Source organism: Pseudonocardia nigra (genome assembly GCF_019396355.1).
Classification (GTDB): domain Bacteria; phylum Actinomycetota; class Actinomycetes; order Mycobacteriales; family Pseudonocardiaceae; genus Pseudonocardia; species Pseudonocardia nigra.
On sequence record NZ_JAHKRK010000037.1, the window covers coordinates 25,471 to 48,433 of the forward strand.

Annotated in this window: 23 protein-coding genes; 6 read left to right on the forward strand and 17 right to left on the reverse strand. The window is 73.9% G+C overall.

Annotated features, from left to right (window positions below; all coding sequences use genetic code 11):
- Positions 1–301 precede the first annotated feature (301 nt).
- Both KME75_RS12275 and KME75_RS47580 read left to right on the forward strand, forming a co-directional pair.
- Positions 302–556: a hypothetical protein gene (locus KME75_RS12275; protein ID WP_219414741.1), complete on the forward strand. Its 255-nt coding sequence runs from the start codon at positions 302–304 to the stop codon at positions 554–556.
- Positions 557–900: 344 nt separating this feature from the next.
- Positions 901–1,020: a hypothetical protein gene (locus KME75_RS47580; protein ID WP_504739508.1), complete on the forward strand. Its 120-nt coding sequence runs from the start codon at positions 901–903 to the stop codon at positions 1,018–1,020.
- 8 nt (positions 1,021–1,028) lie between these two features.
- Here the strand turns inward: KME75_RS47580 and fxlM are convergent, their stop codons facing one another.
- The 11 genes from fxlM to dapA form a co-directional block, all read right to left on the reverse strand.
- The gene (gene fxlM, locus KME75_RS12280; RefSeq protein WP_219414742.1) at positions 1,029–2,267 is read right to left on the reverse strand and encodes a methyltransferase, FxLD system; all 1,239 of its coding nucleotides are present in this window, start codon (positions 2,265–2,267) and stop codon (positions 1,029–1,031) included.
- 116 nt (positions 2,268–2,383) lie between these two features.
- Complete coding sequence (gene proB, locus KME75_RS12285) at positions 2,384–3,508, reverse strand: glutamate 5-kinase (RefSeq protein ID WP_219414743.1); 1,125 nt, start codon at positions 3,506–3,508, stop codon at positions 2,384–2,386.
- Positions 3,505–4,986: a GTPase ObgE gene (gene obgE / locus KME75_RS12290; RefSeq protein WP_219414758.1), complete on the reverse strand. Its 1,482-nt coding sequence runs from the start codon at positions 4,984–4,986 to the stop codon at positions 3,505–3,507. The genes proB and obgE overlap by 4 nt, the downstream gene beginning before the upstream one ends.
- A 77-nt stretch (positions 4,987–5,063) precedes the next feature.
- A complete protein-coding gene (gene rpmA, locus KME75_RS12295; protein ID WP_219414744.1) occupies positions 5,064–5,321 on the reverse strand; it encodes a 50S ribosomal protein L27 in 258 nt (85 codons plus the stop codon).
- Positions 5,322–5,335: 14 nt separating this feature from the next.
- Positions 5,336–5,644: a 50S ribosomal protein L21 gene (gene rplU / locus KME75_RS12300; protein WP_219414745.1), complete on the reverse strand. Its 309-nt coding sequence runs from the start codon at positions 5,642–5,644 to the stop codon at positions 5,336–5,338.
- Between the two features lie 120 nt (positions 5,645–5,764).
- The gene (locus KME75_RS12305; protein ID WP_219414746.1) at positions 5,765–9,058 is read right to left on the reverse strand and encodes a translation initiation factor IF-2 N-terminal domain-containing protein; all 3,294 of its coding nucleotides are present in this window, start codon (positions 9,056–9,058) and stop codon (positions 5,765–5,767) included.
- A gap of 180 nt (positions 9,059–9,238) precedes the next feature.
- Entirely contained in the window at positions 9,239–10,042 is an 804-nt protein-coding gene (locus KME75_RS12310) for a TIGR03936 family radical SAM-associated protein (protein ID WP_308282720.1), read from the reverse strand.
- A gap of 362 nt (positions 10,043–10,404) precedes the next feature.
- Complete coding sequence (locus KME75_RS12315) at positions 10,405–11,316, reverse strand: 1-aminocyclopropane-1-carboxylate deaminase/D-cysteine desulfhydrase (protein ID WP_308282721.1); 912 nt, start codon at positions 11,314–11,316, stop codon at positions 10,405–10,407.
- A gap of 114 nt (positions 11,317–11,430) precedes the next feature.
- Positions 11,431–11,949, reverse strand: coding sequence for a GNAT family N-acetyltransferase (locus KME75_RS12320; protein WP_219414747.1), 519 nt, complete (start codon positions 11,947–11,949; stop codon positions 11,431–11,433).
- Positions 11,942–13,897 carry a TIGR03960 family B12-binding radical SAM protein gene (locus tag KME75_RS12325; RefSeq protein ID WP_219414748.1) on the reverse strand — a complete coding sequence of 652 codons (1,956 nt, stop codon included), beginning with the start codon at positions 13,895–13,897 and terminating at the stop codon, positions 11,942–11,944. The genes KME75_RS12320 and KME75_RS12325 overlap by 8 nt, the downstream gene beginning before the upstream one ends.
- 38 nt (positions 13,898–13,935) lie before the next feature.
- Entirely contained in the window at positions 13,936–14,820 is an 885-nt protein-coding gene (gene dapA, locus KME75_RS12330) for a 4-hydroxy-tetrahydrodipicolinate synthase (RefSeq protein ID WP_219414749.1), read from the reverse strand.
- A gap of 81 nt (positions 14,821–14,901) precedes the next feature.
- Between dapA and KME75_RS43065 the strand changes: the two genes are divergently transcribed.
- The 3 genes from KME75_RS43065 to KME75_RS43075 are packed head-to-tail and all read left to right on the forward strand — an operon-like array spanning position 14,902 to position 15,809.
- Positions 14,902–15,255: an alpha/beta fold hydrolase gene (locus KME75_RS43065; RefSeq protein WP_246631950.1), complete on the forward strand. Its 354-nt coding sequence runs from the start codon at positions 14,902–14,904 to the stop codon at positions 15,253–15,255.
- A gap of 11 nt (positions 15,256–15,266) precedes the next feature.
- Positions 15,267–15,530 carry a hypothetical protein gene (locus KME75_RS43070; RefSeq protein WP_246631951.1) on the forward strand — a complete coding sequence of 88 codons (264 nt, stop codon included), beginning with the start codon at positions 15,267–15,269 and terminating at the stop codon, positions 15,528–15,530.
- Positions 15,531–15,542: 12 nt separating this feature from the next.
- Positions 15,543–15,809 carry an alpha/beta fold hydrolase gene (locus KME75_RS43075; protein ID WP_308282722.1) on the forward strand — a complete coding sequence of 89 codons (267 nt, stop codon included), beginning with the start codon at positions 15,543–15,545 and terminating at the stop codon, positions 15,807–15,809.
- 74 nt (positions 15,810–15,883) lie between these two features.
- Here the strand turns inward: KME75_RS43075 and KME75_RS12340 are convergent, their stop codons facing one another.
- The 3 genes from KME75_RS12340 to pdxR form a co-directional block, all read right to left on the reverse strand.
- Complete coding sequence (locus KME75_RS12340; RefSeq protein ID WP_219414750.1) at positions 15,884–16,927, reverse strand: glycerophosphodiester phosphodiesterase family protein; 1,044 nt, start codon at positions 16,925–16,927, stop codon at positions 15,884–15,886.
- 75 nt (positions 16,928–17,002) lie between these two features.
- The gene (locus KME75_RS12345; RefSeq protein WP_219414751.1) at positions 17,003–17,791 is read right to left on the reverse strand and encodes a TspO-related membrane protein; all 789 of its coding nucleotides are present in this window, start codon (positions 17,789–17,791) and stop codon (positions 17,003–17,005) included.
- Positions 17,792–17,868: 77 nt separating this feature from the next.
- The gene (pdxR, locus tag KME75_RS12350) at positions 17,869–19,287 is read right to left on the reverse strand and encodes a MocR-like pyridoxine biosynthesis transcription factor PdxR (RefSeq protein ID WP_219414752.1); all 1,419 of its coding nucleotides are present in this window, start codon (positions 19,285–19,287) and stop codon (positions 17,869–17,871) included.
- A gap of 29 nt (positions 19,288–19,316) precedes the next feature.
- Between pdxR and KME75_RS12355 the strand changes: the two genes are divergently transcribed.
- A complete protein-coding gene (locus KME75_RS12355; RefSeq protein ID WP_219414753.1) occupies positions 19,317–20,117 on the forward strand; it encodes a B3/B4 domain-containing protein in 801 nt (266 codons plus the stop codon).
- Here the strand turns inward: KME75_RS12355 and KME75_RS12360 are convergent.
- Genes KME75_RS12360 through KME75_RS12370 form a run of 3 tightly spaced genes read right to left on the reverse strand, consistent with a single transcriptional unit; the run spans position 20,045 to position 22,628 of the window.
- The gene (locus KME75_RS12360; protein WP_219414754.1) at positions 20,045–20,878 is read right to left on the reverse strand and encodes an ABC transporter permease; all 834 of its coding nucleotides are present in this window, start codon (positions 20,876–20,878) and stop codon (positions 20,045–20,047) included. The genes KME75_RS12355 and KME75_RS12360 overlap by 73 nt on opposite strands.
- Complete coding sequence (locus KME75_RS12365) at positions 20,875–21,705, reverse strand: ABC transporter permease (RefSeq protein WP_219414755.1); 831 nt, start codon at positions 21,703–21,705, stop codon at positions 20,875–20,877. Before KME75_RS12365 ends, KME75_RS12360 begins: the two co-directional genes overlap by 4 nt.
- Entirely contained in the window at positions 21,705–22,628 is a 924-nt protein-coding gene (locus tag KME75_RS12370; RefSeq protein WP_219414756.1) for an ABC transporter ATP-binding protein, read from the reverse strand. Before KME75_RS12370 ends, KME75_RS12365 begins: the two co-directional genes overlap by 1 nt.
- Positions 22,629–22,963 lie beyond the last annotated feature (335 nt).

Here is a 22,963-nt window from a genome sequence, read left to right on the forward strand (position 1 = left end):
ACCACCTCGGAGAGTACTTCCAGGGCGCATCCGCACCCGTCCTCGGCGGCCATCCGCCGGCCACGCGGGCACGGCCTCCGGGTCGGGCAGGGCGGCGAGAGCCACGGCGAGCCGGTCGTCGGCGAGCCGCCGTGGCCGCACGGGAGCAGCGGCGAGCCCGCGTTCGTGCAGGACCTTGCCCAAGAACGGCTGACCGGCGAGGAACGGCACCACCACCGACGGCACGCCGGCCCGCGCCGCGGCGTGCGCGTCCCCGCTCCGCGTGCTGCACTGCCGCGACGCAGCGGGGGAACACCGCCGCGTGCGGGAGGCTTCGGCGCACGAGCACGCCGGGCCCGCGCACCTCGTCGGGCACCTCGACGCCGCCCCAGCCGGTCGCCGCGAGCACCCGCCTGCCGACCGCCGGTACGGCGGCGACGGCGCGGCCGCGGGCCGCGGGATCACCGGTGGCGGTGGCCATCAGTGGTGGACGATCACGTCGGGCCGGTGGTCGAGGGCCGTCCGCGCCGCGGAGCGCAGCATCGCCCGCGTCGCCGCCGCGCCGACCGAGCGGTAGGACCGCAGTGCCGCCACCGGGGACACACCCTGCCCTGCCACGAGTGCCGCGAAGTCGCAGTCGAGGGCGACGACCACACGCCGCCGCCTCGACGCGGCCGACCGCGTCGCTGGTGACGCCGAGGTGCACGTCGTGGCCGTCGCGCAGGGCCCGGCGGGCAAGCGTGACGAACGGGTCGACGTCGCCGCGGCTGCCGGCCGTCTGCATCAGGATCCGCACGACGCGCTCCTTCGCGCCGGTTCCGGGAAGCCGCCGCGACCACTACCGGCTCGCCGGGGACACCGGGGCCGGGGCCGGTGTGGTCAGGCGGGAGCGCCTCGCCGGGCTCGCCGCCGACGGCCTCGGTGACCGGGCCCGACGGCCCCGCCGCAGACCGCCTGCGGGAGATGCGGGACTTCTACGCGTTCCTCGCCGAGGAGATCCCGGCGTTGCTGGATCGCCGGCGGTCCCGGCGCGGCGGCTGACCGGTTCCTCAGCCCGGGGTCAGGGCGGCCAGCACGCGGCAGTGCGCCGTGGTCACGACGTGGCCGCGCGGCACCTCGCCGGGCTCGTCCACACCGTCGGGCACGATCGTGAACCGCCAGTCGGGCGCACCGGGCCGGCCCGCGGCGTCCCAGCGGTCCAGGGCGTCGAGGAGCGCGTCGGCGAGCGCCGCGCCTTCCGGACCGAACGGGCGCACGGCGACCGGCCCGGGCCGCCGGAGGTCGCCGCGGCCGGCCAGGGGCACCACCATCGCGAGACCCGCCCGGTCGCGGTCCGCAGCGGTGGCGAGCGCGACCGTGCCGGTGCTCGGCCCGAGCGGCAGCAGGTCGTCGGGCAGCCCGGTGTCGGGGTCGGGGGCCAGCACGCGGCACGCGCCCGGCTCGGTGAGCGCCAGCCAGAGCCCGAACCCGTCCCACACGTCCACCACCCCGAGCGACACCGGGGCCGGAACAGGCTCGCCGGGCTCCTCGAGCGCCGCGGCGATGCGGGTGGGGTCGGCGCCGGGACCGTCGTCGGGCAGCTGCAGCGCGAGGCCCCAGCCGTCCACCGGGCGGATCGTGTCCCGGCCCGCGCCCTCGCCCCGCAGGCGGATGAACGCACAGCTGCGGACGGAGTCGCTGTGCAGCAGGCCGTCCGGACCGAGATCGAGTGCGACCGACAGCTGGCTGCCGCGTACGGCGAGCGGCAGGAGCAGGCGCCCGCCGGGTGCGAGCTGCGCGATCCACTCCGGCCGCACGTCGTCGCTGCCTACGGTGAGCACGATCCGGTCGTAGGGGGCGCCGGCGGGATGACCGAGCGCGCCGTCGGCGGTCACGAGGTCCACGCCGGCGACGTCCGCGGCCGCGAGGTGCTCCTCGGCGCCGGCCACGAGGGCCTCGTCGATGTCCACGGCGACCACCGTGCCCGTCGGTCCGACGATCCGTGCCATCAGCGCGGCGTTGTAGCCGGTGCCCGCGCCGATCTCCAACACCCGGTGCCCCGGCCGCAGGCCGAGCTGCTCCAGCATGATCGCCATCATCGACGGCTGGGACGCCGAGCTCGTGGTGACGCCGTCGGTGTACTGGACGGCCACGGCCTCGTCGGCGTAGGCCTGCTCGAGCGGGACGTCCGGCAGGAACAGGTGCCGCGGCACCGCACGGAAGGCCGCCTCGACCGCGGGCGTGTGGATCCGCCCGGCGGCGCGCAGGGCGTCGACCATCCGGGTGCGGGCGCGGGCGGCCTCCGTCACCGGGCCGAGTCTGGCCGCGGGACGGATCGCGGACAACCGGAGAGCGCCGCGCCGGCCCGATGCGATCGCCACGCCGTGCCGACTCGCCCGCCGGCGTGTGCGAACTCGCGGAGAGGTCAGGGGCCGACGAGCGGGACCAGGTCGTCGGCGTGCACCACCTCGCGGCGCTGCTCCGGGGGCAGGTCACGGCTGCGACGGCCGATCAGATCGGGCAGCTCGGCGGCGTCGAAGCCCACCACCCCACGCGCGACGACCACCCCGTGCGGACCCACGAGGTCCACGACGTCGCCCGCGACGAAGTCGCCGGAGATCCCGTGGATGCCCGCCGCCAGCAGCGAACGCCTCCGGTCGATCACCGCGGCGACCGCGCCCGCGTCGAGGTCGAGGGTGCCGCGAACGTCGGCGGCGTGCCGCAACCAGAAGCGGCGGGCCGACATCCGGCGGCCGGACGGCCGGAACGCCGTGCCGACCTTCGGGCCCGCGGCGGAGGTGTCGAGCGCGGCCGGGACGTCCTCGGCCGCGGCCAGCAGCACCGGGATGCCCGCCGCGGCGGCCATCGCCGCCGCCGTGATCTTGGTGGCCATCCCTCCGGTGCCGAGGCTGCCCGCGCCGGGGTGCGCGATCTGCACCATCTCCAGGTCCGTCGGCGCGTCCACGTCGGTGAGCAGCTGCGACCCCGGCAGGCGGGGATTGCCGTCGTAGAGCCCGTCGACGTCGGAGAGCAGCACCAGCCCGTCGGCGCCGATGAGGTGCGCCACCAGCGCGGCGAGCCGGTCGTTGTCACCGACCCGGATCTCGTCGGTGGCCACCGTGTCGTTCTCGTTGACCACGGGCAGCACGCCGAGGCCGAGCAACCGTTCGAGGGTGCGCTGGGCATTGCGGTAGTGCGACCGGCGGATCATGTCGTCGGCCGTGAGCAGCACCTGCCCGATCCGCTGGTCGTGCCGCCCGAACGACGCGCCGTAGGCCTGCGCGAGCAGCAGCTGACCGACCGCCGCCGCGGCCTGCTGGGTGGCGAGGTCGCGCGGGCGTCGGGTGAGCCCGAGCGGGGCGAGCCCGGCCGCGATCGCACCCGAGGACACGAGCACCACCTGGGCACCCGCGCTGTGCCGGGCCGCGAGCGCGTCGACGAGCGCGTCGAGCCGCAGCGGATCGAGGCCGCCGTCCAAGCTGGTCAGCGAGGAGGACCCGACCTTGACGACGATCCGGCGCGCCGCGGCGAGCTGCAGGCGGGCGTTCATTCGTCCTCGGGATCCTCGGGCTCGTCGGCGAACAGCTCGTCGTCGGTGCGGTGGCGCCGCCGCTCGGCCCGCGCGGCCTTGCGCTCCGCGGCGCTGACCCTGCTGACCTGCTGATCGAGTCGCCGGTCGGTGCCGCGCCCGGACATGAGCGCCGCGACGCCCGCGGGTGTGCTCGGCTCCCAGTCGAACGTGACGTCGCCGATCGTGACCGGGCAGCCCGGCTGGGCGCCGGCCTCGGCGAGGGCGTCCTCGACACCGAGCCGCGCGAGCCGGTCGGCGAGGTAGCCCACGGCCTCGTCGTTGTCGAACGCGGTCTGCCGGATCCAGCGCTCCGGGCGGGCGCCGCGCACGACGAAGCCACCCGGCAGCTCGGGGTCGTCCTCGATCGTGAACCCGGCGTCGTCCACCGCCTGCGGTCGCAGCACGATGCGGGTGGGCTCGACGACGGGCTGCGCGTCGCGGTGCGCCCGCACCTGCTCCGCCATCGCGAACGACAGCTCCCGCAGGCCGGCCCGCGACGCGGTGGAGATCGGGAAGACCGGCCAGCCGAAGCGTTCGGCGAGCTCGGCCGCCACGAGGTCGGCCATGTCCCGCGCGTCCGGGACGTCGATCTTGTTGAGCGCGATGAGGCGCGGCCGGTCGGACAGCTCGCCGCCGAGCGCGGGGGTGTAGCGGGCGAGCTCGTCCTCGAGCGCCTGCACGTCCGAGACGGGGTCGCGGCCCGGCTCGAACGTGGCGCAATCGACCACGTGGACGAGCACCGAGCAGCGCTCGATGTGGCGCAGGAAGTCCAGTCCCAGGCCGCGCCCCTCGGAGGCGCCGGGGATGAGGCCCGGCACGTCGGCCACGGTGAACACGTCCTCGCCCGCGGTGACCACACCGAGCTGCGGCACCAGCGTGGTGAACGGGTAGTCGGCGATCTTCGGCCGGGCCGCGGACAGGGCCGCGACCAGCGACGACTTCCCCGCGGAGGGGAACCCGAGTAGCCCGACGTCGGCCATCGAGCGCAGCTCGAGCACCAGGTCGCGGCTCTCCCCCGGCTCGCCCAGCAGCGCGAACCCGGGCGCCTTGCGGGCCTGCGAGGCGAGCGCGGCGTTGCCCAGCCCACCGCGGCCGCCCTCCGCCGCGACGAAGCGGGTGCCCGGCCCGACGAGATCGGCGATGATCTCGCCGTTCGTGTCGAACACGACCGTGCCGTCCGGGACGTGCAGCTCCAGGTCCTCGGCATTCGCGCCGGCCCGGAACCCGCCCTGGCCCTGCTTGCCGCCCCGCGCCATGGCGTGCGGGCGGTGGTGGAAGTCGAGCAGGGTGTGCACGCCGGGGTCGACGACCAGGACGATCGACCCGCCCCTGCCGCCGTTGCCGCCGTCGGGGCCGCCGAGCGGCTTGAACTTCTCGCGGTGCACGGAGGAGCAGCCGTTGCCGCCCGCCCCCGCGGTGGCGTGCAGCACCACGCGGTCCACGAACTTCGACATCAGCTACCTCTCACACGACGAAAACGGCGGGCCACCCAGGAGGGCGGCCCGCCGTTCTCAGGTTCTGCTGGGTGCAGGCCTCAGACCTGCGCCGGCACCACGTTGACGACCTTGCGGCCCTTCGCGTAGCCGAACTCGACCGAGCCCTCGACGAGGGCGAACAGCGTGTCGTCACCGCCGCGGCCGACGCCGTCGCCCGGGTGGAACTTGGTGCCGCGCTGGCGGACGAGGATCTCGCCCGCTCCGACGACCTGGCCGCCGAAGCGCTTCACGCCGAGACGCTGTGCATTGGAGTCGCGCCCGTTGCGCGAGCTGGACGCACCCTTCTTGTGAGCCATGGCTGCGTCACTCCCTACTTCGCGATGCCGGTGACCTGGACCTTCGTCAGCGGCTGACGGTGCCCCTGACGCTTGTGGTAGCCGGTCTTGTTCTTGAACTTGTGGATGCGGATCTTCGGGCCCTTGGTGTGCTCGACGACCGTGGCGGTGACGGACGCACCGGCGAGCGCCTGCGCGTCCGTGGTGACGTCGTCGCCGTCCACCAGGAGCACGGCCGGGAGGGTGACCTCCGCGCCGGGCTCACCGTTGATCTTCTCGACGGTGAGCACGTCGTCGACGGCCACCTTGTACTGCTTACCGCCGGTCTTGACGATCGCGTACATCGACGCACTGCTCCTGAAGCTCGGGGGACGTAGCACAGCGTTGCGCTGGGCGGGCCGCGGCTGCCGTTCGGTGGAGCGCGGCGCAGGGGTCCCAGGTTACCTGACGGGATTCGGGGCGTGTCATGCCGGGTCGCCCCCGCCCTCGACGGGCGGCCCGGCGGGCCGGGACGCCGCGCGTCGGGCGCGCCGGGGACGCGTGACCGCGGTGGGCTCCGGCTGCGGTGCGACCGCGGCGGTTACGGCCGCGGCCGGGGCTGCGGCGGGCGGTTCCGGGGCGGCCGGAGCGGCGGGCACGGTGACCACCGCGGCGACCGGGGCGTCCCCGGTCGTGGCCGTGGGCGCCCCCGCGGAGCGGGTGACGCGGCCGCGCCTGCGGGCCGGGCGGCCGTTGGGCGTGCCGGCGGGCTCCGCCTCGGCTGCTGCCGGGACCTCGGTGGGGGCCTCGGCCGGCGTCGCCGCGGGAGCCTCAGCCGGCGGCTCGGCGGGCTTCTCGGCGGCCGGCTCGGCGGCGGACACCCCGCTCGAGCGAGCCCGCGTCCGCCGCCGCCCGCTGCGCTCGGCGATCGACCGCTCGACCACGACCTCCTCGACGGCGTCGGCGGCCACGTCGTCGGTGGACCGGGCCTGGCCGGACGTCTCGACGACACCGTGGGGCACGGGCGCCTCGACGACCTGCGGCTCGACGTCGGGGGTGTCGACGACCGCGGACGCGTCGGCCGCGTCGGCGACGTCGGCCGGGGTGGCGGCACCCACGACCGGCGCCTCCACTACCACGCTCTCGGTGACCGGCGCCTCGACGACGGGAGCTGGCGCGCCCACGTCCACCGCGGCATCGGGCTTGTCGGCGTCGGGCCTGCCGGCGGACTTCTCCGCGGGACCGGGCTTGCCGGGGGTCGGCCCGCGGCCCGCGCCGTTCTGCTGCCCGCCGTGGTCGCGCCGGGCGTCGTGGCCACGGTCCTCGGTGTCACCGCGCTTGCCGCGGCCACCGCGGGACCGGCGGCCGGAGGGGTCCCGGTCGCCGCGACCGGACTCGTCGGCCACGGGCTCGGCGGTGACGATCACGCCGCGGCCCCGGCAGTGCTCGCACGGAGTGGAGAAGTGCTCCAGGAGGCCGCCGCCCACCCGCTTGCGGGTCATCTGCACCAGGCCCAGCGACGTGACCTCGGCCACCTGGTGGCGCGTGCGGTCGCGGGCCAGGCACTCGGTGAGCCTGCGCAGTACGAGGTCGCGGTTGGCCTCGAGCACCATGTCGATGAAGTCGATGACGATGATGCCGCCGATGTCGCGCAGCCGGAGCTGGCGGACGATCTCCTCGGCCGCCTCCAGGTTGTTGCGCGTGACCGTCTCCTCGAGGTTGCCCCCGGAGCCGGTGAACTTGCCGGTGTTGACGTCGATGACCGTCATCGCCTCGGTGCGGTCGATCACCAGCGTGCCACCGGACGGCAGCCACACCTTCCGGTCGAGCGCCTTGAGCAGCTGGTCGTCGATCCCGTACTCGGCGAACACGTCGCTGGTGCCCACGTGGCGGCGCAGCCGGTCGGTGAGCTCCGGTGCGACGTGCCCCACGTAGTGCGACAGCGTGTCCCAGGCGTCGTCGCCCTCGACGACGAGCCGCGAGAAGTCCTCGTTGAACTGGTCGCGGACGACCTTGATGAGCAGGTCGGGCTCCTCGTAGAGGAGCGTGGGCGCCTTGGGCTTGTTCGGGCCGGTCTGCTCGGCCTTGCCCTTGACGACCTCCCACTGCGCCTGCAGCCGGCGGACGTCGCGCTCCAGCGCCTCCTGGCTCACGCCCTCCGACGCGGTACGGATGATCACCCCGGCCTCGGTCGGGACGATTTCCTTGAGCATGTCCTTCAGCCGCTTGCGCTCGACGTCGGGGAGCTTCCGGCTGATGCCTGCGGCGCCGCCGGACGGGACGTAGACGAGGAACCGGCCGGCGAGGCTGATCTGCGTGGTCAGGCGGGCGCCCTTGTGCCCGATGGGGTCCTTCGTGACCTGCACGAGCACGCTGTCGCCGCTGGAGAGCGCCTGCTCGATGCGGCGGGCCTTGCCGCCGAGGCCTGCCGCGTCCCAGTCGACCTCGCCCGCGTACAGCACCGCGTTGCGGCCGCGGCCGATGTCGATGAACGCGGCCTCCATGCTGGGCAGCACGTTCTGGACGCGGCCGAGGTAGATGTTGCCCACCATCGAGCCGCCGTCCCTGCCTGCGACGAAGTGCTCGACCAGGACGTCGTCCTCGAGCACCGCGATCTCGACGCGGTCACCGCGCTCACGCACCACCATCGAACGGTCGACGGACTCGCGGCGGGCGAGGAACTCGGCCTCGGACAGGATCGGCACCCGCCGCCTGCCGGCGTCGCGACCGTCGCGGCGACGCTGACGCTTGGCCTCCAGGCGGGTGGACCCGCGCACGCTCTGCACGCCGTCGCCGCTCCCGTCGGCACCGTCGTCGGCGCGCTGCTCGCGCGGCGGGCGCACCTTGGTGACCGTGTTCGGCGGGTCGTTCTCGTCGGCGTCGGCGCTGTCGTCGGCCGAGCCCTTGCGCCGACGGCGGCGGCGCCTGCGGCGCGAGCCTCCGGACTCGTCCTCGGAGCGCTCGCTCTCGTCGGCGTCGTCGTCCGAGCGGAACTCGTCGTCGGCCTCGGAGGTGTCGGCGTCGGCCGTGGTCTCGGCCTTGTCGCCGTCCTCGGCCTCGTCGGTGTCGTCGTCGTTCTCGCCGTTCTCGTCGTCGAGGCCCTCGCCACCCCGGCCCCGGCCCCGGCCGCGCCGGCCGCGGCGCCTGCGCCTGCGGGCACCCGCGTCGTCGGAGTCGTCGGAGTCGTCGGCGTCCTCGACGGCGGCGGGCGCCGTGTCCTCGGCCTGCTGCTCGTCGGCACGGGTGGGCTCGGGCGCCGCGACGTCGGCTGCGGCGGCCGCCTCGGGCTCGGCGGTCCGCTTACGGGTGCGCAAAGGCCGCGAGGGCGCCTGGAACAGCGGAGTGGGCGGCGCGAACACCGGCGCGAGGGGCGCGGCGGGCTCGTCGGCCTCCTCGGCCGGGGCGGCCTGCTCGGCCGGGGCGGCCTGCTCTGCCGGGGCGGCCTCCCCGGCGGCGGACTCCCGGGTCGTCATGGTCGGGGCGGGCTCGGCGGGGGCCGGTGCCGCCTCGGCGGGCACGGCGGGCGCGGTGGCCTCGGTGCGGGCTGCGGCCTCGGGCGCGAGCGCCGCGACGACCTGCTCCGCGACCTTGCGGTCGATGCTCGACTGGGGGCTGCGCACCTCCAGGCCGAGCTCGCTCAGGGCGGCGAGCACCTGGCGGCTGGTGCGCGCGAGCAGCTTCGCGAGCGCGTGCACGCGCATCTTCTCCGGCAGGTCGTTCAGGGCGGGTACGGTGACCGGCCCGCCGGGGCCACCGGCGGGCGAATCGCTATTCGACATTCAGCTCCTCCGCCCCCGGGCGCCTCCGTGTGGAGGCGGCCGCGCAGGGGCACGTGCAGTTCTCTCCTCGCGCGGTGCGCGACGAGCAATCCTCGGTCTCGCTCCGCCCGGAGGCGGATCGTCCTCGACGGCGTGCCGTGACCGGCAGAGGCGCCGGTGCGCCGGGGCCGACCCACCCACTCAGGCCCGGGTGGTGACCCGGTCGGAACCGAGCGGATCGGCCAGGTCGCCTCGGTGGTCGAGCAGTCCCTGCGCCATCCGGGTCGCCTTCGCGGGCACCGGCGGCCTGAGGCCTGCGACAACGTCGAGTGCACCCAACACGTCATCGGGTCGAACGGCGGGTGTCGTCTGCCGCACGACCGCGGTCAGTATCGCACAGACTTCCGTGCGATCGGGGGTCGTCGAGGGTGAGACACCCGACGGTGCCCCATCCTGAACGCCCTCGGCGGCCACCTCGACCTGGGCGAGTGCGGCCCGGACGTCGATCTGCCGCCGTCCCGACGGTGTGACGCGTTCGACGACGACCGACTCCTGCGCGAGCAACGCGTCCACCGCCTCCCGCAGCGCGGCCGGCTCCACCCCGGGCAGCTCGATCCGCCAGCGACTCGCGTCGATCCGCTCGGCGAGGGCGGCCCCGCTCGCGACCGCGGCCGCAAGCACGTCGAGCCCGTCGGGGAGCGCGGCGTCCAATGCCGTGGCGAGTGCGGCCGGGTCGACCTCGCGGGTCAGCCCGATCTCCACGTACTCGGCCTCGCTGGCCGACCCCGTGGGCGCGGCCCCGATCCACGACAGCCGCGGGTGCGGGCTGAACCCGTGCGAGTGCGCGACGGGCACGCCGGCCCGCCGCACCGCCCGCTCGAAGCTGCGTGCGACGTCGCGGTGGGAGAGGAACCGCAGCCGCCCGCGCTTGGCGAAGCGCACCCGGATGCGCTGCACCGTGGGCGGAGCGGGATTGGCGGCCTCCCCCGGCCGAACGCGTGCCACGGACACCAGTCTACGAGCCGCGCGCCGGGCACCCCGAGGCGGACGATGGCTCCCTGCCGCACGCGCCCTTGCAGCAAAGCCACTTTCCTGCCATCTCCTTGCGTGAAAGTGGCTCTGCTGCAATCTGGGCGGGGTCGGCGCCCACGGGCCGCCGCGATGATCGCCGCCAGATCGCACTTTCTGCATCCCGAACTGCGGATACCCTCATCTCGCGACGATCATCGGTGCGAAGATCGCCGCGAACGCGAGGTTTCTGCAGCCGAGGGCGCAACCACCGCGCTCTCGCGGCGATCACCGAGGTCGTGGCGATCCCACGTCGACCGGGACAGTCGAGTTCGACCTCGCCACCGACGGGCTTCTCGTCACCGGAAACTGGACGGAGCGGACGGCGCCGGACGGCCACTACCGCGGGGCGGTCTACCACGGGATTGTGCAATTCGTCCTCGATCCCGCCGGGCGCTCGATGACCGGGAGATGGATGGGCCCGGACCGACACTTCCAGATCGACTCCGGCGCCTGGGAGCTACGGCGCAGCGGGCCGTAGTGGCGCCTCGCCGGCGGTCGGGCCAGGGGTCAAGGCCGTGCGCGATCAGCGTGAACAGCGCGGACATCATCTTTCCGACGTAGACCGGGTCGAGATGAAGCCCGTGCCGATCCGCGAAGTCGGCCAGGAACGCGTTGAGGGCACCTGTCCGCCGGGCGAATCCGCCGAAGTGGAAGCGATGGTCGATGGTCCAGTTTGTGAGCGGCTCGCCCAGAGCAGTCCGCTGCAGTTGCCTCACCTCGCCATCGAGCGAATGTGCTCCGCGGAGCACGCTGATGCCGAGCGCCCGCTGACCGGGCCGGAGCGCTGACGAGATTCCGGCGAGAGTGCCGCCGGTGCCGACCGGGCAGGCGATCAGGTCGAACGGCTCGGCGATCTCGTCGACCAACTCCGCGCAGCCCCGGACGCCGAGCACGGTGGTCCCGCCCTCCGGGATGAGGTAGAAGTCGCGGTAGGTCGTCCGAAGCAGATCGAGGACGTCCTCCTCGTGCTTGCGCCGGTAACTGGCCCGGTCGAGGTAATGCAGCCGCATGCCGTCGGCGACGGCGGCGGCGAGAACCGCGTTGAACGGCTTCTCCTCACCTCGCACGACGCCGATCGTCGCGAAGCCGCACAGGCGGCCGGCAGCTGCGACCGCGCGCAGATGGTTGGAGTACGCCCCCCGAAGGTGAGGAGCGTCGATGCGCCCGAGGCGCGTACGTCCGCCAGTACGTACTTGAGCTTCCGCCACTTGTTACCCGTCAGTTCGGGGTGGATCAGGTCGTCGCGCTTGAGCAGCAGACGAACACCTCGCAGCCGGTCGTCCACCAGCTCCACCAGCGGCGACGGGATGTTCAGCTCGGGATCACGTGTGTTGGCCATCGCGGGCCGCTTCCCGTGTCGCCCCGGGGTCGAGCACCAGAAACCCGTCCCCAGCCGGCTGGAAGCCGGCCCGCCGGTAGAACGCGACGCTCCCCGCCGTCGGGGCGAGCAGGAGCCGCCGGTAGCGGCGGGTGCGGGCGTGCTCGATGACGTGCGCGAGCAGGTCCCGCGGCACCCCGCGGTCGGCGAAGGACGCCAACACGAACGCGTTGCCCACGTGCCCGATCCGTCCACCGCGGGCGCCGGGCCGCGGCATGTGGACGATCTCGACCACGTTGATCGAGCCGACCGCCGTCCAGCCGCTGCGGGGGGAGCCGACCTCGGCCAGCCAGAACGTGCGCCGCGGCAGCTCCACGCGCCACCACTGCTCGAACGCGGCCTCGAACCCCGGGTCCTCGACGGGCCGGCCGGCGCGCTCCTCCAGCCACGCCCGCCGCAACCGGGCGAGCGCCAGCACGTCCCGCTCGTCGGCGACCCGGATGGTCACCGGCTGGTCAGGCACCCCGGTCCAGGCCTCCGCTGAGCGGGTTCACCACGGTGAGCGGGAGCAGGGTCGTGCCGCTGGGGCCGACCTCGATGTCGGTGCCGGTCGACGGGCACACACCGCAGTCGAAGCAGGGGGTCCAGCGGCAGTCGTCCTGCTCGCGCCCGGAGAGGGCGTCCTGCCAGTCGTCCCAGAGCCAGTCGCGCTCCAGCCCGGAGTCCAGGTGGTCCCACGGCAGGGTCTCGTCGCGGTCGCGCTCGCGCGTGGTGAACCAGTCCAGCGAGACGCCCAGCGGCTCCAGCTCGGCGGCCGCCGCGCCCGTCCAGCGCTCGTAGGAGAAGTGCTCGCTCCAGCCGTCGAAGCGCCCGCCCTCGCGCCAGACCCGCTCGATGACGCGCCCGACGCGGCGGTCGCCGCGGGCGAGCAGGCCTTCGATCAGCGACGGCTGACCGTCGTGGTAGCGCATGCCGATGTTGCGGCCGAGCTTCCGGTTGCTGTTGACGGCCGCGCGCAGCTTGCGGAGGCGCTCGTCCACGACGTCGGGGTGGGCCTGCGCGGCCCACTGGAACGGGGTGTGCGGCTTGGGCACGAACCCGCCGATGGAGATCGTGCAGCGGATGTCGTTGCGCCCGGACGCCGCCCGCCCGGCCTGGATCACCCGGTGCGCCATGCCCGCAATCTCGAGGACGTCCTCGTCCTCCTCGGTGGGCAGCCCGCACATGAAGTAGAGCTTCACCTGCCGCCAGCCCTGTGCGAACGCCTCGGAGACGGTGCGGATGAGGTCCTCCTCCGACACCATCTTGTTGATCACGCGCCGGATCCGCTCCGAGCCGCCCTCCGGGGCGAACGTCAGGCCGGAGCGGCGGCCGTTGCGGGAGATCTCGTTGGCGAGGTCGATGTTGAAGGCGTCGACGCGGGTGCTCGGTAGCGACAGCGAGGTGTTGGTGCCCTCGTAGCGGTCGGCGAGGCCCTTGGTGACCTCCGCGATCTCCGAGTGGTCGGCGCTGGACAGCGACAGCAGCCCCACCTCGTCGAACCCGCTCGCGCGCACCGCCGAGTCGACCATCTCGCCGATGCCCTGCAGCGATCGCTCACGCACCGGCCGGGTGATCATCCCGGCCTGGCAGAACCGGCAGCCGCGGGTGCAGCCGCGGAAGATCTCCACGCTGGCCCGCTCGTGCACCGTCTCGGCCATCGGGACCAGCGGCTTCTTCGGGTAGGGCCAGGCGTCCAGATCACTGGTGGTGCGCTTGGTGACGCTGCGCGGCACCCGCTCGTCGGCCGGCGTGACCGAGGTGATCGCGCCGTCGGCGGCGTAGGAGACGTCGTAGAGCGACGGGACGTAGCAGCCGTCGGTGGCCGCGAGGCGCAGCAGCAGCTCCCGGCGCCCGCCCGGCCGGCCCTCGGCCTTCCACGCCTTGACGACGTCGGTAATGTCGCCGACGACCTCCTCGCCGTCGCCGATCGCGGCGACGTCGACGAAGTCGGCGATCGGCTCCGGGTTGAACGCGGCGTGCCCGCCCGCGACGACCACCGGGTGATCGACGTCCCGGTCCACCGCGTGCAGCGGTATACCCGCCAGGTCGAGGGTGGTGAGGAGGTTGGTGTAGCCGAGCTCCGTGGAGAAGCTCACGCCGAGCAGGTCGAACGCGCCGACCGGCCGGTGCCCGTCGACGGTGAACGCGGGCACCCCGTGCTCGCGCATCAGCGACTCGAGGTCGGGCCACACCGCGTAGCAGCGCTCGGCGAGGGCGTCGGCCCGCTCGTTGAGCACCTCGTAGAGGATCATGACGCCCTGGTTCGGCAGCCCGACCTCGTAGGCGTCGGGGTACATCAGCGCCCACCGGACGGCGGCCGACTCCCAGTCCTTGAGCTGTGCGTTCAGCTCACCGCCGACGTACTGCACGGGCTTGGACACCCGGGGCAGCAGCGGTTCGAGGTCGGGGAAAACGGACGGAGCAGTCATGATGGCCGCCAGGGTAGTCCTCGGCGCGCCGTGGTGTTTCAGGCGTCGGCGGTGACTCCCGCCGCGCGCAGGGCCGCGCGGACGTCCTCGTGGTGCACCTCGTCGAGGGGCACCAGCGGCAGCCGGATGCCGCGGTCGATGAGCCCCAGCTCCGCCAGCGCCCACTTGACCGGGATCGGGTTCGGCTCGACGAACAGCGCGCGGTGCAGCCCGGCGATGTCGGCGTCGATCGCCGCGGCGGTCTCGCCGTCGCCCGTGATGGCCGCAGCGCACATCCGCGCCATCGCCTCGGGCACGACGTTCGCGGTCACGGAGATGTCGCCGTGGAACCCCTCGAGCATGCTGGCCCGGGCCGTGGCGTCGTCGCCGGAGTAGAGCGCGAAGTCGGTGAGGCCCAGTGCGACGAGGTCGCGCACCCGGTCGAGGTCGCCCAGCGCCTCCTTGAGGCCGACGATGTTCGGCACCTCGGCCAGCCGCTCCACGGTGGAGGGCAGCATGTCGCAGGCCGTGCGGCCGGGGACGTTGTAGAGGATCTGCGGGATGTCGACGGCCTCGGCGACCGCGCGGAAGTGCCGGTAGAGGCCCTCCTGCGGCGGCTTGTTGTAGTACGGCGTGACGAGCAACGCCGCGTCGGCCCCCGCCCGCTGCGCGTCCCGGGTGAGGTGGATGGCCTCCTCGGTGTTGTTGGCGCCGGTGCCGGCGATGATCGGCACCCGGCCCGCGGCCACGTCGATCGTGCGGCGGATGACCTCGGTGTGCTCGGCGACCGACAGCGTCGAGGACTCCCCCGTCGTCCCCACCGAGACGATGGCCGACGTCCCGGCCACGATGGTGCGTTCCACGAGCCGCTCGAGGGCGTCGTGGTCGACCGCGCCGTCGGCCCGCATGGGGGTGACCAGCGCGACGATACTTCCGGTGATCATGGGTCCTCCTGGCGCGACGCGACGGGCGACGGTAGCAAGCGGCGCCGAACCGCACCCCTTCCGGCGGCGAATGCCGGCCCGATGGACGAGCGATTCTGCCGGGTCGGGGACGTCGAGCTGTGCTACGAGTCCCTCGGCGACCCCGAGCACCCCACGGTCCTGCTGATCATGGGCCTCGGCCTGTCGATGGACTGGTGGCGCGACGACTTCTGCACGGAGCTCTCCGGCCGGGGCTTCCACGTGGTGCGGTTCGACAACCGCGACGTCGGACGGTCGACGCACCTGTGCGGGCCGGGCATCTCGGGGTGGCAGTTCGTCCGGCGGCGGGCCGACCCGGTCTACACGCTCGGCGACATGGCGGACGACGCCGCCGGACTGATCGCGGCGCTCGACCCGCGCGGCGCACACGTCGTCGGGGCGTCACTCGGTCACTGATCGCGCAGGAGGTGGCGATCCGGCACCCCGGGCGCACCCGGTCGCTGGTGTCGATCATGGGCAGGCCCGGGGACGGGCACACGGGCAAGGTGGCCTGGCGGATGGTGCCGGAGTTCCTGCGGCCGCCGTCGGCCGATCCCGTGGAGGGCATGGTGGGCAGCTTCCGCCGCATCGGCTCCCGCAACCGCACCGTTCAGGACGACGAGGACGTGCGCGTCACCATGCGGCGGGCGATGCGCCGCGAGACCGGGGACGGGACGGGCGGTGGGCGCTAGCTCGCGGCCTGCGTGGCCGAGCGGGACCGCACGGCCGACCTGCGCGAGCTGGCCATGCCCGCGCTCGTGGTGCACGGGGCGATCGACCGCGTCATCCAGCCGTCCGGCGGGCGGGCCACCGCCGCCGCGATCCCCGGCGCCGAGCTGCTCGAGGTGCCGGGGATGGGCCACGACCTCGCGCGCCGGGTCTGGCCGACCGTGATCGACGGGATCGCGCGCACGGCCGCTCGCTCGACTCACCGGCCGGAACCCGCTCCCGACGCGTCCCCACCCCGGTGATCAAGGCGTAGACGTCCTCGTGACAGATCAACAAAGGACGTCAGCGCCTTGATCAGCGGGTTCCGGGCGGCGGGCTACGCGGCCGGGTAGGCCCGGGGCAGGGCCATCCCGCGCTGCTCCATCAGCCAGCGCAGTCGGTCCGGGTGGTCGGTGATCAGGCCGTCGACGCCCGCCTCGATCAGCGCGTTCATGGTCGGCACGTCGTTGACCGTCCACGGAATCACCTGCATCCCGGCCTTGTGCGCCTCCTTCACCATCTCCTTCGTGGTGAACGGCGTGTAGCCGGGCTGGGTCACCCCGCTCGCCTGCGGCATCCCGTGCACCGGCGAGATCGCGTCGGCCCCGAAGGACGCCGCCGCCGCGACCAGGCTGCCGCCGAAGTCGTCGATGTCGATGCCGCCGAGCCACGGCGAGGCGCCGGGCTGCCCGACCTGCAGGAAGTCGCCGTTGGTCAGCGCGACGATCGGCAGCTCCGGGGCGACCTCGCGCATCCGCATCAGGGCGCCCCAGTCGAAGCTCTGGACCGACACGCGGTCGGCCACGCCGGCCCGCCGCACCTCGGCCGCGACGACCTGCACGAACTGCTCGCGCGGCGCCGTCTCGTCCGGCGCGCCCGCCTCGACCTTCGTCTCGATGTTGAACCGGACGTCGTCGGCGCCGCGCTCCTCGACGAGGTCGAACACCTCGTGCAGCTGCAACATCCGCGCGCCGGGCGAGAGCTGCTGCGCGGGGTAGGCGGGCTTGCGGGTCGAGCCACAGTTCAACGTCAGCACCTGGGCGAGGGTGAGGGTGTTGACGTAGCGGCCGACGTAGGGGAACTCCGGGTCGCCCGGGGTGGCCGGGGCGGTGTCAGTGCAGACGTCGGGGTTGGTGCGCCGGTCGTGGGTGACGACGGCGTGCCCGTCCTCGGTGATCTGCACGTCCAGCTCGAGCGTGCTCACCCCGAGGTCGAGCGCGGTGCCGAACGACAGCAGGGAACTTTCCACCGCGAGGCCGACGCCGCCGCGATGGGCCTGCAGGTCGAACGGCTGCTTCTCCTTGGCGACGGCGGCGCTCGGCGCGACGGTGAGTGAGAGGACGGCGACCGCGGCCGCGGTCACGAGACGGAAGGTACGCACGATCGGGGGACGCTAGGGCTCGTCGATGACGGAGAGCAGCTGTCGAGGCGAACGCTGGGTGAAGGCGCGCCGACGTCAGCCCCAGGCCGCCCGTGCCGGGTTGCCCGCCGTGGTGACGCGGCGCGCCGTCGCGGCGACCACGACGACGGCCGCGACCGCGCAGGCGACCACGACCGCGGCGGGCGGGTCGTTCAGGCCGATCCCGGCGATGCCCCACACGGCCGCTGCCCCGTACGCGACGACGGCGGTGCCGGACAGCACCACCCACGCGAGGATCGCGGTAACCGCCAGCAGCACGACGATCGCCGCGATCATCGCCAGTGCGCTCTCCCCCGGCAGACCCGCCCACACCCCGGTGGCCGCGGTGCCCGACGCAGTGGCGAGCGACACCCACCCGGTGTACAGCGCGACCGGGCCGCGCAGGACGACCCGCTCCACCACGCCGTCGGCCGGCACCCGGCTCAACCGGCCGAACACCACCGCCAGGCTCACCAGCAGCGCGACGATCAGCAGCTCGGCCAGCGGCAGCCAGCCGGCGCCGAACGCCAGCACCCATCCGGTGTTGAACACCGCCGACGCGGCGAGCCACCACCCGGTCTCCCGGTGGACGGCGCGTTGTCGCTGAGCCGGCAACGCCTGGTAGATCCCATAGGCGAGGAAGCCGGCGTAGATCGGCGCCCAGATCGCGAACGCCCATCCGGCGGCGAGCAACGGGGTGGCGTACTCGCGGGCGACCGCCCCGATCGGCGTGCCCGCGACGCGGCCGCAGAGCGCGGCCACCGCGATCTGGACGACGGTGAGCAGCGCCACCGTGGCGCTCCGCACGAGGTCGGAGAGGCCGGGCCGCTGGGAGGTGACCGTCATGGCGGACATTCTCGGTGTGACGGCGCCGTCGCGGCCACCCGAGTCGCCCGACGGGCCGCACCGCGCGTGGAGTTGCCTCAGCGGAGTCTCAGCGGCGCCCTGGCGGCCATGTCCGCCACTGCCCGGTCGATCCGGTCCGGCGTGGCCGCGCCGTAACCGACGACGAGCCCGGAGCACGGCGCCGACCCGTGCCGGTAGGCGGCCAGCGGGACCGCACCGACGTCGGGGCCGGCGGCGGCCATCTCCTCGAGCGCGGCGGCCGGCACGGGCGCGCCCGGAACCAGCACCGCGTGCAGCCCGGCCGCGATCCCGGTGACCGTCCAGTCCGGCAGGTGCCGGGCGACGGCGGTCAGCAGCCTGCGCCGCCGATCGGCGTAGCGCGCGGCCGTGCGGCGGAGGTGGCGGTCCAGGCCGCCGCTCTCGATGAGTGCCGCCAGCGCGACCTGTTCGAGCACAGGCGCGGCGATGTCGGCCCAGTGCTTGCGCTCGACGAGGGCCGCGGCCAGCCGGGCGGGCGCCACCAGCCAGCCGAGTCGCAGGCCGGGCGCGAGGGTCTTGGAGATGCTGCCGCCGTACACCACCCGCTCCGGGGCCAGCCCCTGCAGCGCGCCGACCGGGGACCGGTCGTAGCGGTACTCCGCGTCGTAGTCGTCCTCGACCACCACGGCCTGCCGGGCCCCGGCCCATTCGAGCAGGGCGGTGCGCCGGGCCGGGCCGAGGACGGCACCGGTGGGGAACTGGTGGGCCGGGGTCACGGCGACCGCCCGCAGGTCACCCGCGGACAGCGCGGCGACATCAAGCCCGTGTTCGTCGACGGGCACGGGGCAGGTCGTGAGACCGCCCCGCCGCAGGGTCTCGATCACCCCGACCGAGCCCGGGTCCTCCACACCGATCGCGGTGACGCCCTGGGCCGCCAGCGTCTCGGCCACCAGCCGGGTCGCCTGCGCGAAACCGGCGGTGACGACGATCCGGTCGACGGGGGCGACGACGGCGCGGGTGCGGCCGAGGTAGGCGGCGAGCGCGGCGCGCAGCCGCGGGTGCCCGCGCGGGTCGCCATAGCCGAGCTCGGCGTCCGGCAGCTCGCGCAGCGCGGTCTCCATCGCCCGCAGCCACTCGGTGCGGGGGAACCAGCCCAGCGCGGGCACCCCGGGGTTGGTCGGCACGAAGGGCCGGGACGGGGGCGGCGGGTCACCCTCGGTGGCCGGGACATCACCGACGACGGTGCCCCGTCCGGTGCGCGCCAGCAGATAGCCCTCGGCGGTGAGCTGCTCGTAGGCACGGACGACGACCCCGCGGGACACCTGCAGGTCGGCGGCCAGGCTGCGCGAGGCGGGCAGCCGCGTACCCGCGGGCAGCCTGCCGGCCCGGACCGCGTGGCGCAGGGCGTCGGCGACCGTGCCGGCAAGCGCCCGCGGGCCCTGGGCGTGCACGTCACCGAGTTCGAGCCGCAGCCCCGGATTGGTCCTCTTCACCGCGCTCGATTTGGCCCAGGTCACGGGACCAGAGTGCCCCTACGGTCCTCGGCGTGCAAACGTTCCGCTACGACGACCCCGTCGTCGCACGATTCCCGACGATCCACACCGCGCTCGTCCACGCGACCGGCCTCCGCAACGGACCGAGCGCGCCGGACCTACAGCAGGCGTACGGTGCCGAACAGCGCATCGCCGCGGACCGGCTGGTGGCGACGCCCGTGGCGCAGATGCCGTCGATCGCGGCGTGGCGGCGGGTCTTCGCCGGTTTCGGGGCCCGCCCCACGCAGTACCGCAGCGCCGCCGAGGCGCTGCTGCGCAGGGTGGCCCGGCACGGGGACATCCCGTCGATCAACACACTGGTGGATCTGGGCAACCTCGTGAGCATCCGGCACGCCCTGCCCGTGGCGGTGCTCGACCTCGCCGGTGTCGCCGGCCCGATCACCGTGCGGTTCGCGACCGGCTCCGAACGGTTCACCGACCTCGGCGCAGCCGACAGCGTGGCCCCGGAGCCGGGCGAGGTCGTGTTCGCCGACCGCGACGACGTGGTGTGCGCGCGCCGTTGGTGCTGGCGTCAGAGCGCGCAGAGCGCGACCGGCCCGGCCACGGTGGAGGCCCTCGTGGTGATCGAGGGCCACCACCAGACCGCGGACCGGGACGTCTCCGACGCGCTCGCCGACGTCGTGGCGCTGCTGGCGACGTTCCAGCCCGCCGCCCGGGTGGCCACGTACCGGCTGTCGGCGGCCGCGCCGGCCTCCGGGGCCCCGGGGCGACCTGCTGACCGCTACCGCAGCAGCAGCGCGTCGAGCCGGCGCGCGGCCAGCGTGACCCCGAACGCGATCATCACGAGGAAGTAGCCGAGGTGGCCGAGCATCCCGACGTGCACCGCGCCCGTGGTGAGCCCGCGCATCAGTTCCACGGCGTGGTAGAGCGGCAGGCACTCGACCACGATCTGCAGCCACCGCGGGTAGACCGACAGCGGGTAGAACGTGGTGGAGAACAGGAACATCGGCAGGATCACCAGCGTGACGAGGTCGAAGTCCTGCCACGACCGCATGAAGGAGGTGGCGGCCATTCCGACCGCGGCGAACGCGAACGCCACCACCAGCGCGGCGGGGAGCGCGAGCAGCGCCCACGGTGACATGAGCAGCCCGAAGCCGGCCATCACCGACAGGAACCCGAGCGCGTAGAGCCCACCCCGGATCAGGGCCCAGCCGATCTCCCCGAGCGCGATGTCGACCGGTCCGAGCGGAGTGGCCAGCATCGCGTCGTAGAGCTTTCCGTACTTGAGCTTGAAGAAGACGTTGAACGTGGAGTCGAACACCGCGCCGTTCATGGCCGAGGCCGCCAACAGCCCGGGCGCGATGAACGCCGCGTAGCTGATCGGGGTGCCGTCGGGGCCGGGCAGCGCCCCGACCATCGAGCCGAGCCCCTGCCCCATCGCGACCAGGTAGAACACCGGCTCGAAGAACCCCGAGACGAACGCGAGCCAGGCCCGCCGGGACGCGGTGGCCGACCGCAGCAGCAGGGCATGCGACCGCCCGGCGTAGCTGCCGGCCGGCAGCAGCCGCAGCAGCGCGGGCGGGGACGGGACCGTGGGGCGGACCTCGGTGCTCACTGCGCCAACCTCCGCGCGAAGAACCGGGTGGACAGCGCGACGCCGGCCGCGAGCAGCACCAGCAGGTAGGCCAGGTGCCCCAGCGCGGCGAGCGGCACCCACCGGTCGAGGGCCGCGGCGCGGGCGAGCTCGGTGCCGTGCCACAGCGGCGAGATCCATGCGGCGGGCTGCACCCACTCCGGCAGCCGGTCGACGGGGAAGAACGTGCCCGAGAACAGCGTCATCGGGATGACGACGAATCGGAACAGCGCGTTGAACGCCGGCCCCTCGTTGTCGACGGTGGCCGCGAACGCGGTGACCAGCGCCGCGACCGCCGCTCCGGTGAGCACCGCCGCCAGCAGCGACACTACGATCCCGGGGCTCGCGACACCCCCGACGGCCGCGATCACGGCGATGTAGACCGCACCGCACCCGGCCGTCTTGCACGCGACCCAGCCCAGATGGCCGATCGCCACCTGGGCGGGCGAGATCGGGCCCGCGGTCATCGCGTGGTAGATCCGCTGCCACTTGAACCCGGACAGCACGGGGTAGGTGGACTCGAACGCACCGCTCTGCACGGCCGACACGGCCAGCAGCGCGGGCGCCAGCCACACGAGGTACTCGGCGCCGCCGGTGGCCGCCGCCGCGCTGCCGTTGCGCTCGACCAGCGTGCCGAAACCGACGCCGAACGCCAGCAGGAACAGCAGTGGCTGCAGCACCGACGAGACGACGGTGGCCCGCCAGTTGCGCCGGTACCACGTCCAGAAGTGCTCGACGACGAGCAGCACACCCCGCCATGCGCCGGGCGCCCGCCCGGTGGACCGCGGAAACTCTCCGGTGACCGCCATCAGTCCACCAACGTCCGGCCGGTGAGCCGGAGGAACACGTCCTCCAGTGACGAGCGGCGCACCAGCGCCGACAGCGGGTGGTGGCCGGCCCTGGCCACCTCACCCTGGGTGTGCTCGCCGTCGGCGGTGTAGAGCAGCAGCCGGTCGGGCAGCTCCTCCACGCGCTCGGCCACGGCGGCCAGCGCCTCGGCGCTCGGGCGGCGCTGCGGATCGAAGCGCAGCTCCAGCACCTCTCGCGTGGAATACCGCTCGATCAGCTCGGCCGGCGAGCCCTCCGCCACGATCAGCCCGCCGTCCATGACGACGAGCCGGTCGCACAGCTGCTCCGCCTCGTCCATGTAGTGGGTGGTGATGATCTGGGTGACGCCCTCGCGTTTGAGCCGGTAGAGCCGCTCCCACAGCAGGTGGCGCGCCTGGGGGTCGAGCCCCGTGGTGGGCTCGTCGAGCAGCAGCAGCTCGGGCTCGTTGACCAGCGCGCGGGCGATGGTGAGCCGCCGCTTCATCCCGCCCGACAGCGGTTCGACCGGGTCGTCGGCCCGCTCGGTGAGCTGCGCGAACTCGAGCAGCTCGGTGGCCTTGGCCCGCACGTGCCCGCGCGACAGCCCGAAGTAGCGCCCGTAGATCTGCAGGTTCTGCCGGACCGTGAGCTCGACATCGAGGTTGTCGAGCTGCGGCACCACGCCGATGCGGGCCCGGATCCGCGGCCCGTCGGAGTCCGGATCCATCCCCAGCACCTGCAGTGAGCCGTCGCTGCGCGGCGAGACGCAGGCGATCATCCGCATCGTGGACGACTTGCCGGCCCCGTTGGGGCCCAGGAAGCCGAACACCTCGCCGCGCGCGACGTCGACGTCGATGCCGCGCACGGCCTCGAAGTGCCCGAACCGCTTGCGCAGCCCGCGGGCCTGAACGAGTCCATCCCCCATGGGAAGAACGGTAACGGGGACCACCGACAGAACGCGTGGACATTGCGGACCGCCCGCCGGCCGCCTCCGCCCCCGAACCGCAGCAAGGTGGCGTTCCTGTGACAACACCGCAGCAAAGCCACCTTGCTGCACCCGTGGGAGGCGTTGCGCAGGAGCTAGTGTTGCGTGTCGTAAGTGACTTTACGATGGCTGGTTGAGACAATGCCGCATGCCGACTGCTGCTCGCCTGGAGGTCCGGGGCAAAGACAAGTCGACGCTGCGTTCCTGGGTGCGGGCTTCGGGCATCCGGGCCGGGCTGGCGCAGCGGGCGCGGATCGTGCTGCTGGCCGGCGAAG

Excerpts from the sequence above, each read along its gene's own strand:
- proB (WP_219414743.1), bottom strand. The coding sequence starts at position 3,508 with ATGAACGCCCGCCTGCAGCTCGCCGCGGCGCGCCGGATCGTCGTCAAG.
- rpmA (WP_219414744.1), bottom strand. The coding sequence starts at position 5,321 with ATGGCTCACAAGAAGGGTGCGTCCAGCTCGCGCAACGGGCGCGACTCC.
- rplU (WP_219414745.1), bottom strand. The coding sequence starts at position 5,644 with ATGTACGCGATCGTCAAGACCGGCGGTAAGCAGTACAAGGTGGCCGTC.
- KME75_RS12305 (WP_219414746.1), bottom strand. The coding sequence starts at position 9,058 with ATGTCGAATAGCGATTCGCCCGCCGGTGGCCCCGGCGGGCCGGTCACC.
- KME75_RS12325 (WP_219414748.1), bottom strand. The coding sequence starts at position 13,897 with ATGACTGCTCCGTCCGTTTTCCCCGACCTCGAACCGCTGCTGCCCCGG.
- dapA (WP_219414749.1), bottom strand. The coding sequence starts at position 14,820 with ATGATCACCGGAAGTATCGTCGCGCTGGTCACCCCCATGCGGGCCGAC.
- KME75_RS43065 (WP_246631950.1), top strand. The coding sequence starts at position 14,902 with ATGGACGAGCGATTCTGCCGGGTCGGGGACGTCGAGCTGTGCTACGAG.
- KME75_RS12345 (WP_219414751.1), bottom strand. The coding sequence starts at position 17,791 with ATGACGGTCACCTCCCAGCGGCCCGGCCTCTCCGACCTCGTGCGGAGC.
- KME75_RS12365 (WP_219414755.1), bottom strand. The coding sequence starts at position 21,705 with ATGGCGGTCACCGGAGAGTTTCCGCGGTCCACCGGGCGGGCGCCCGGC.
- KME75_RS12370 (WP_219414756.1), bottom strand. The coding sequence starts at position 22,628 with ATGGGGGATGGACTCGTTCAGGCCCGCGGGCTGCGCAAGCGGTTCGGG.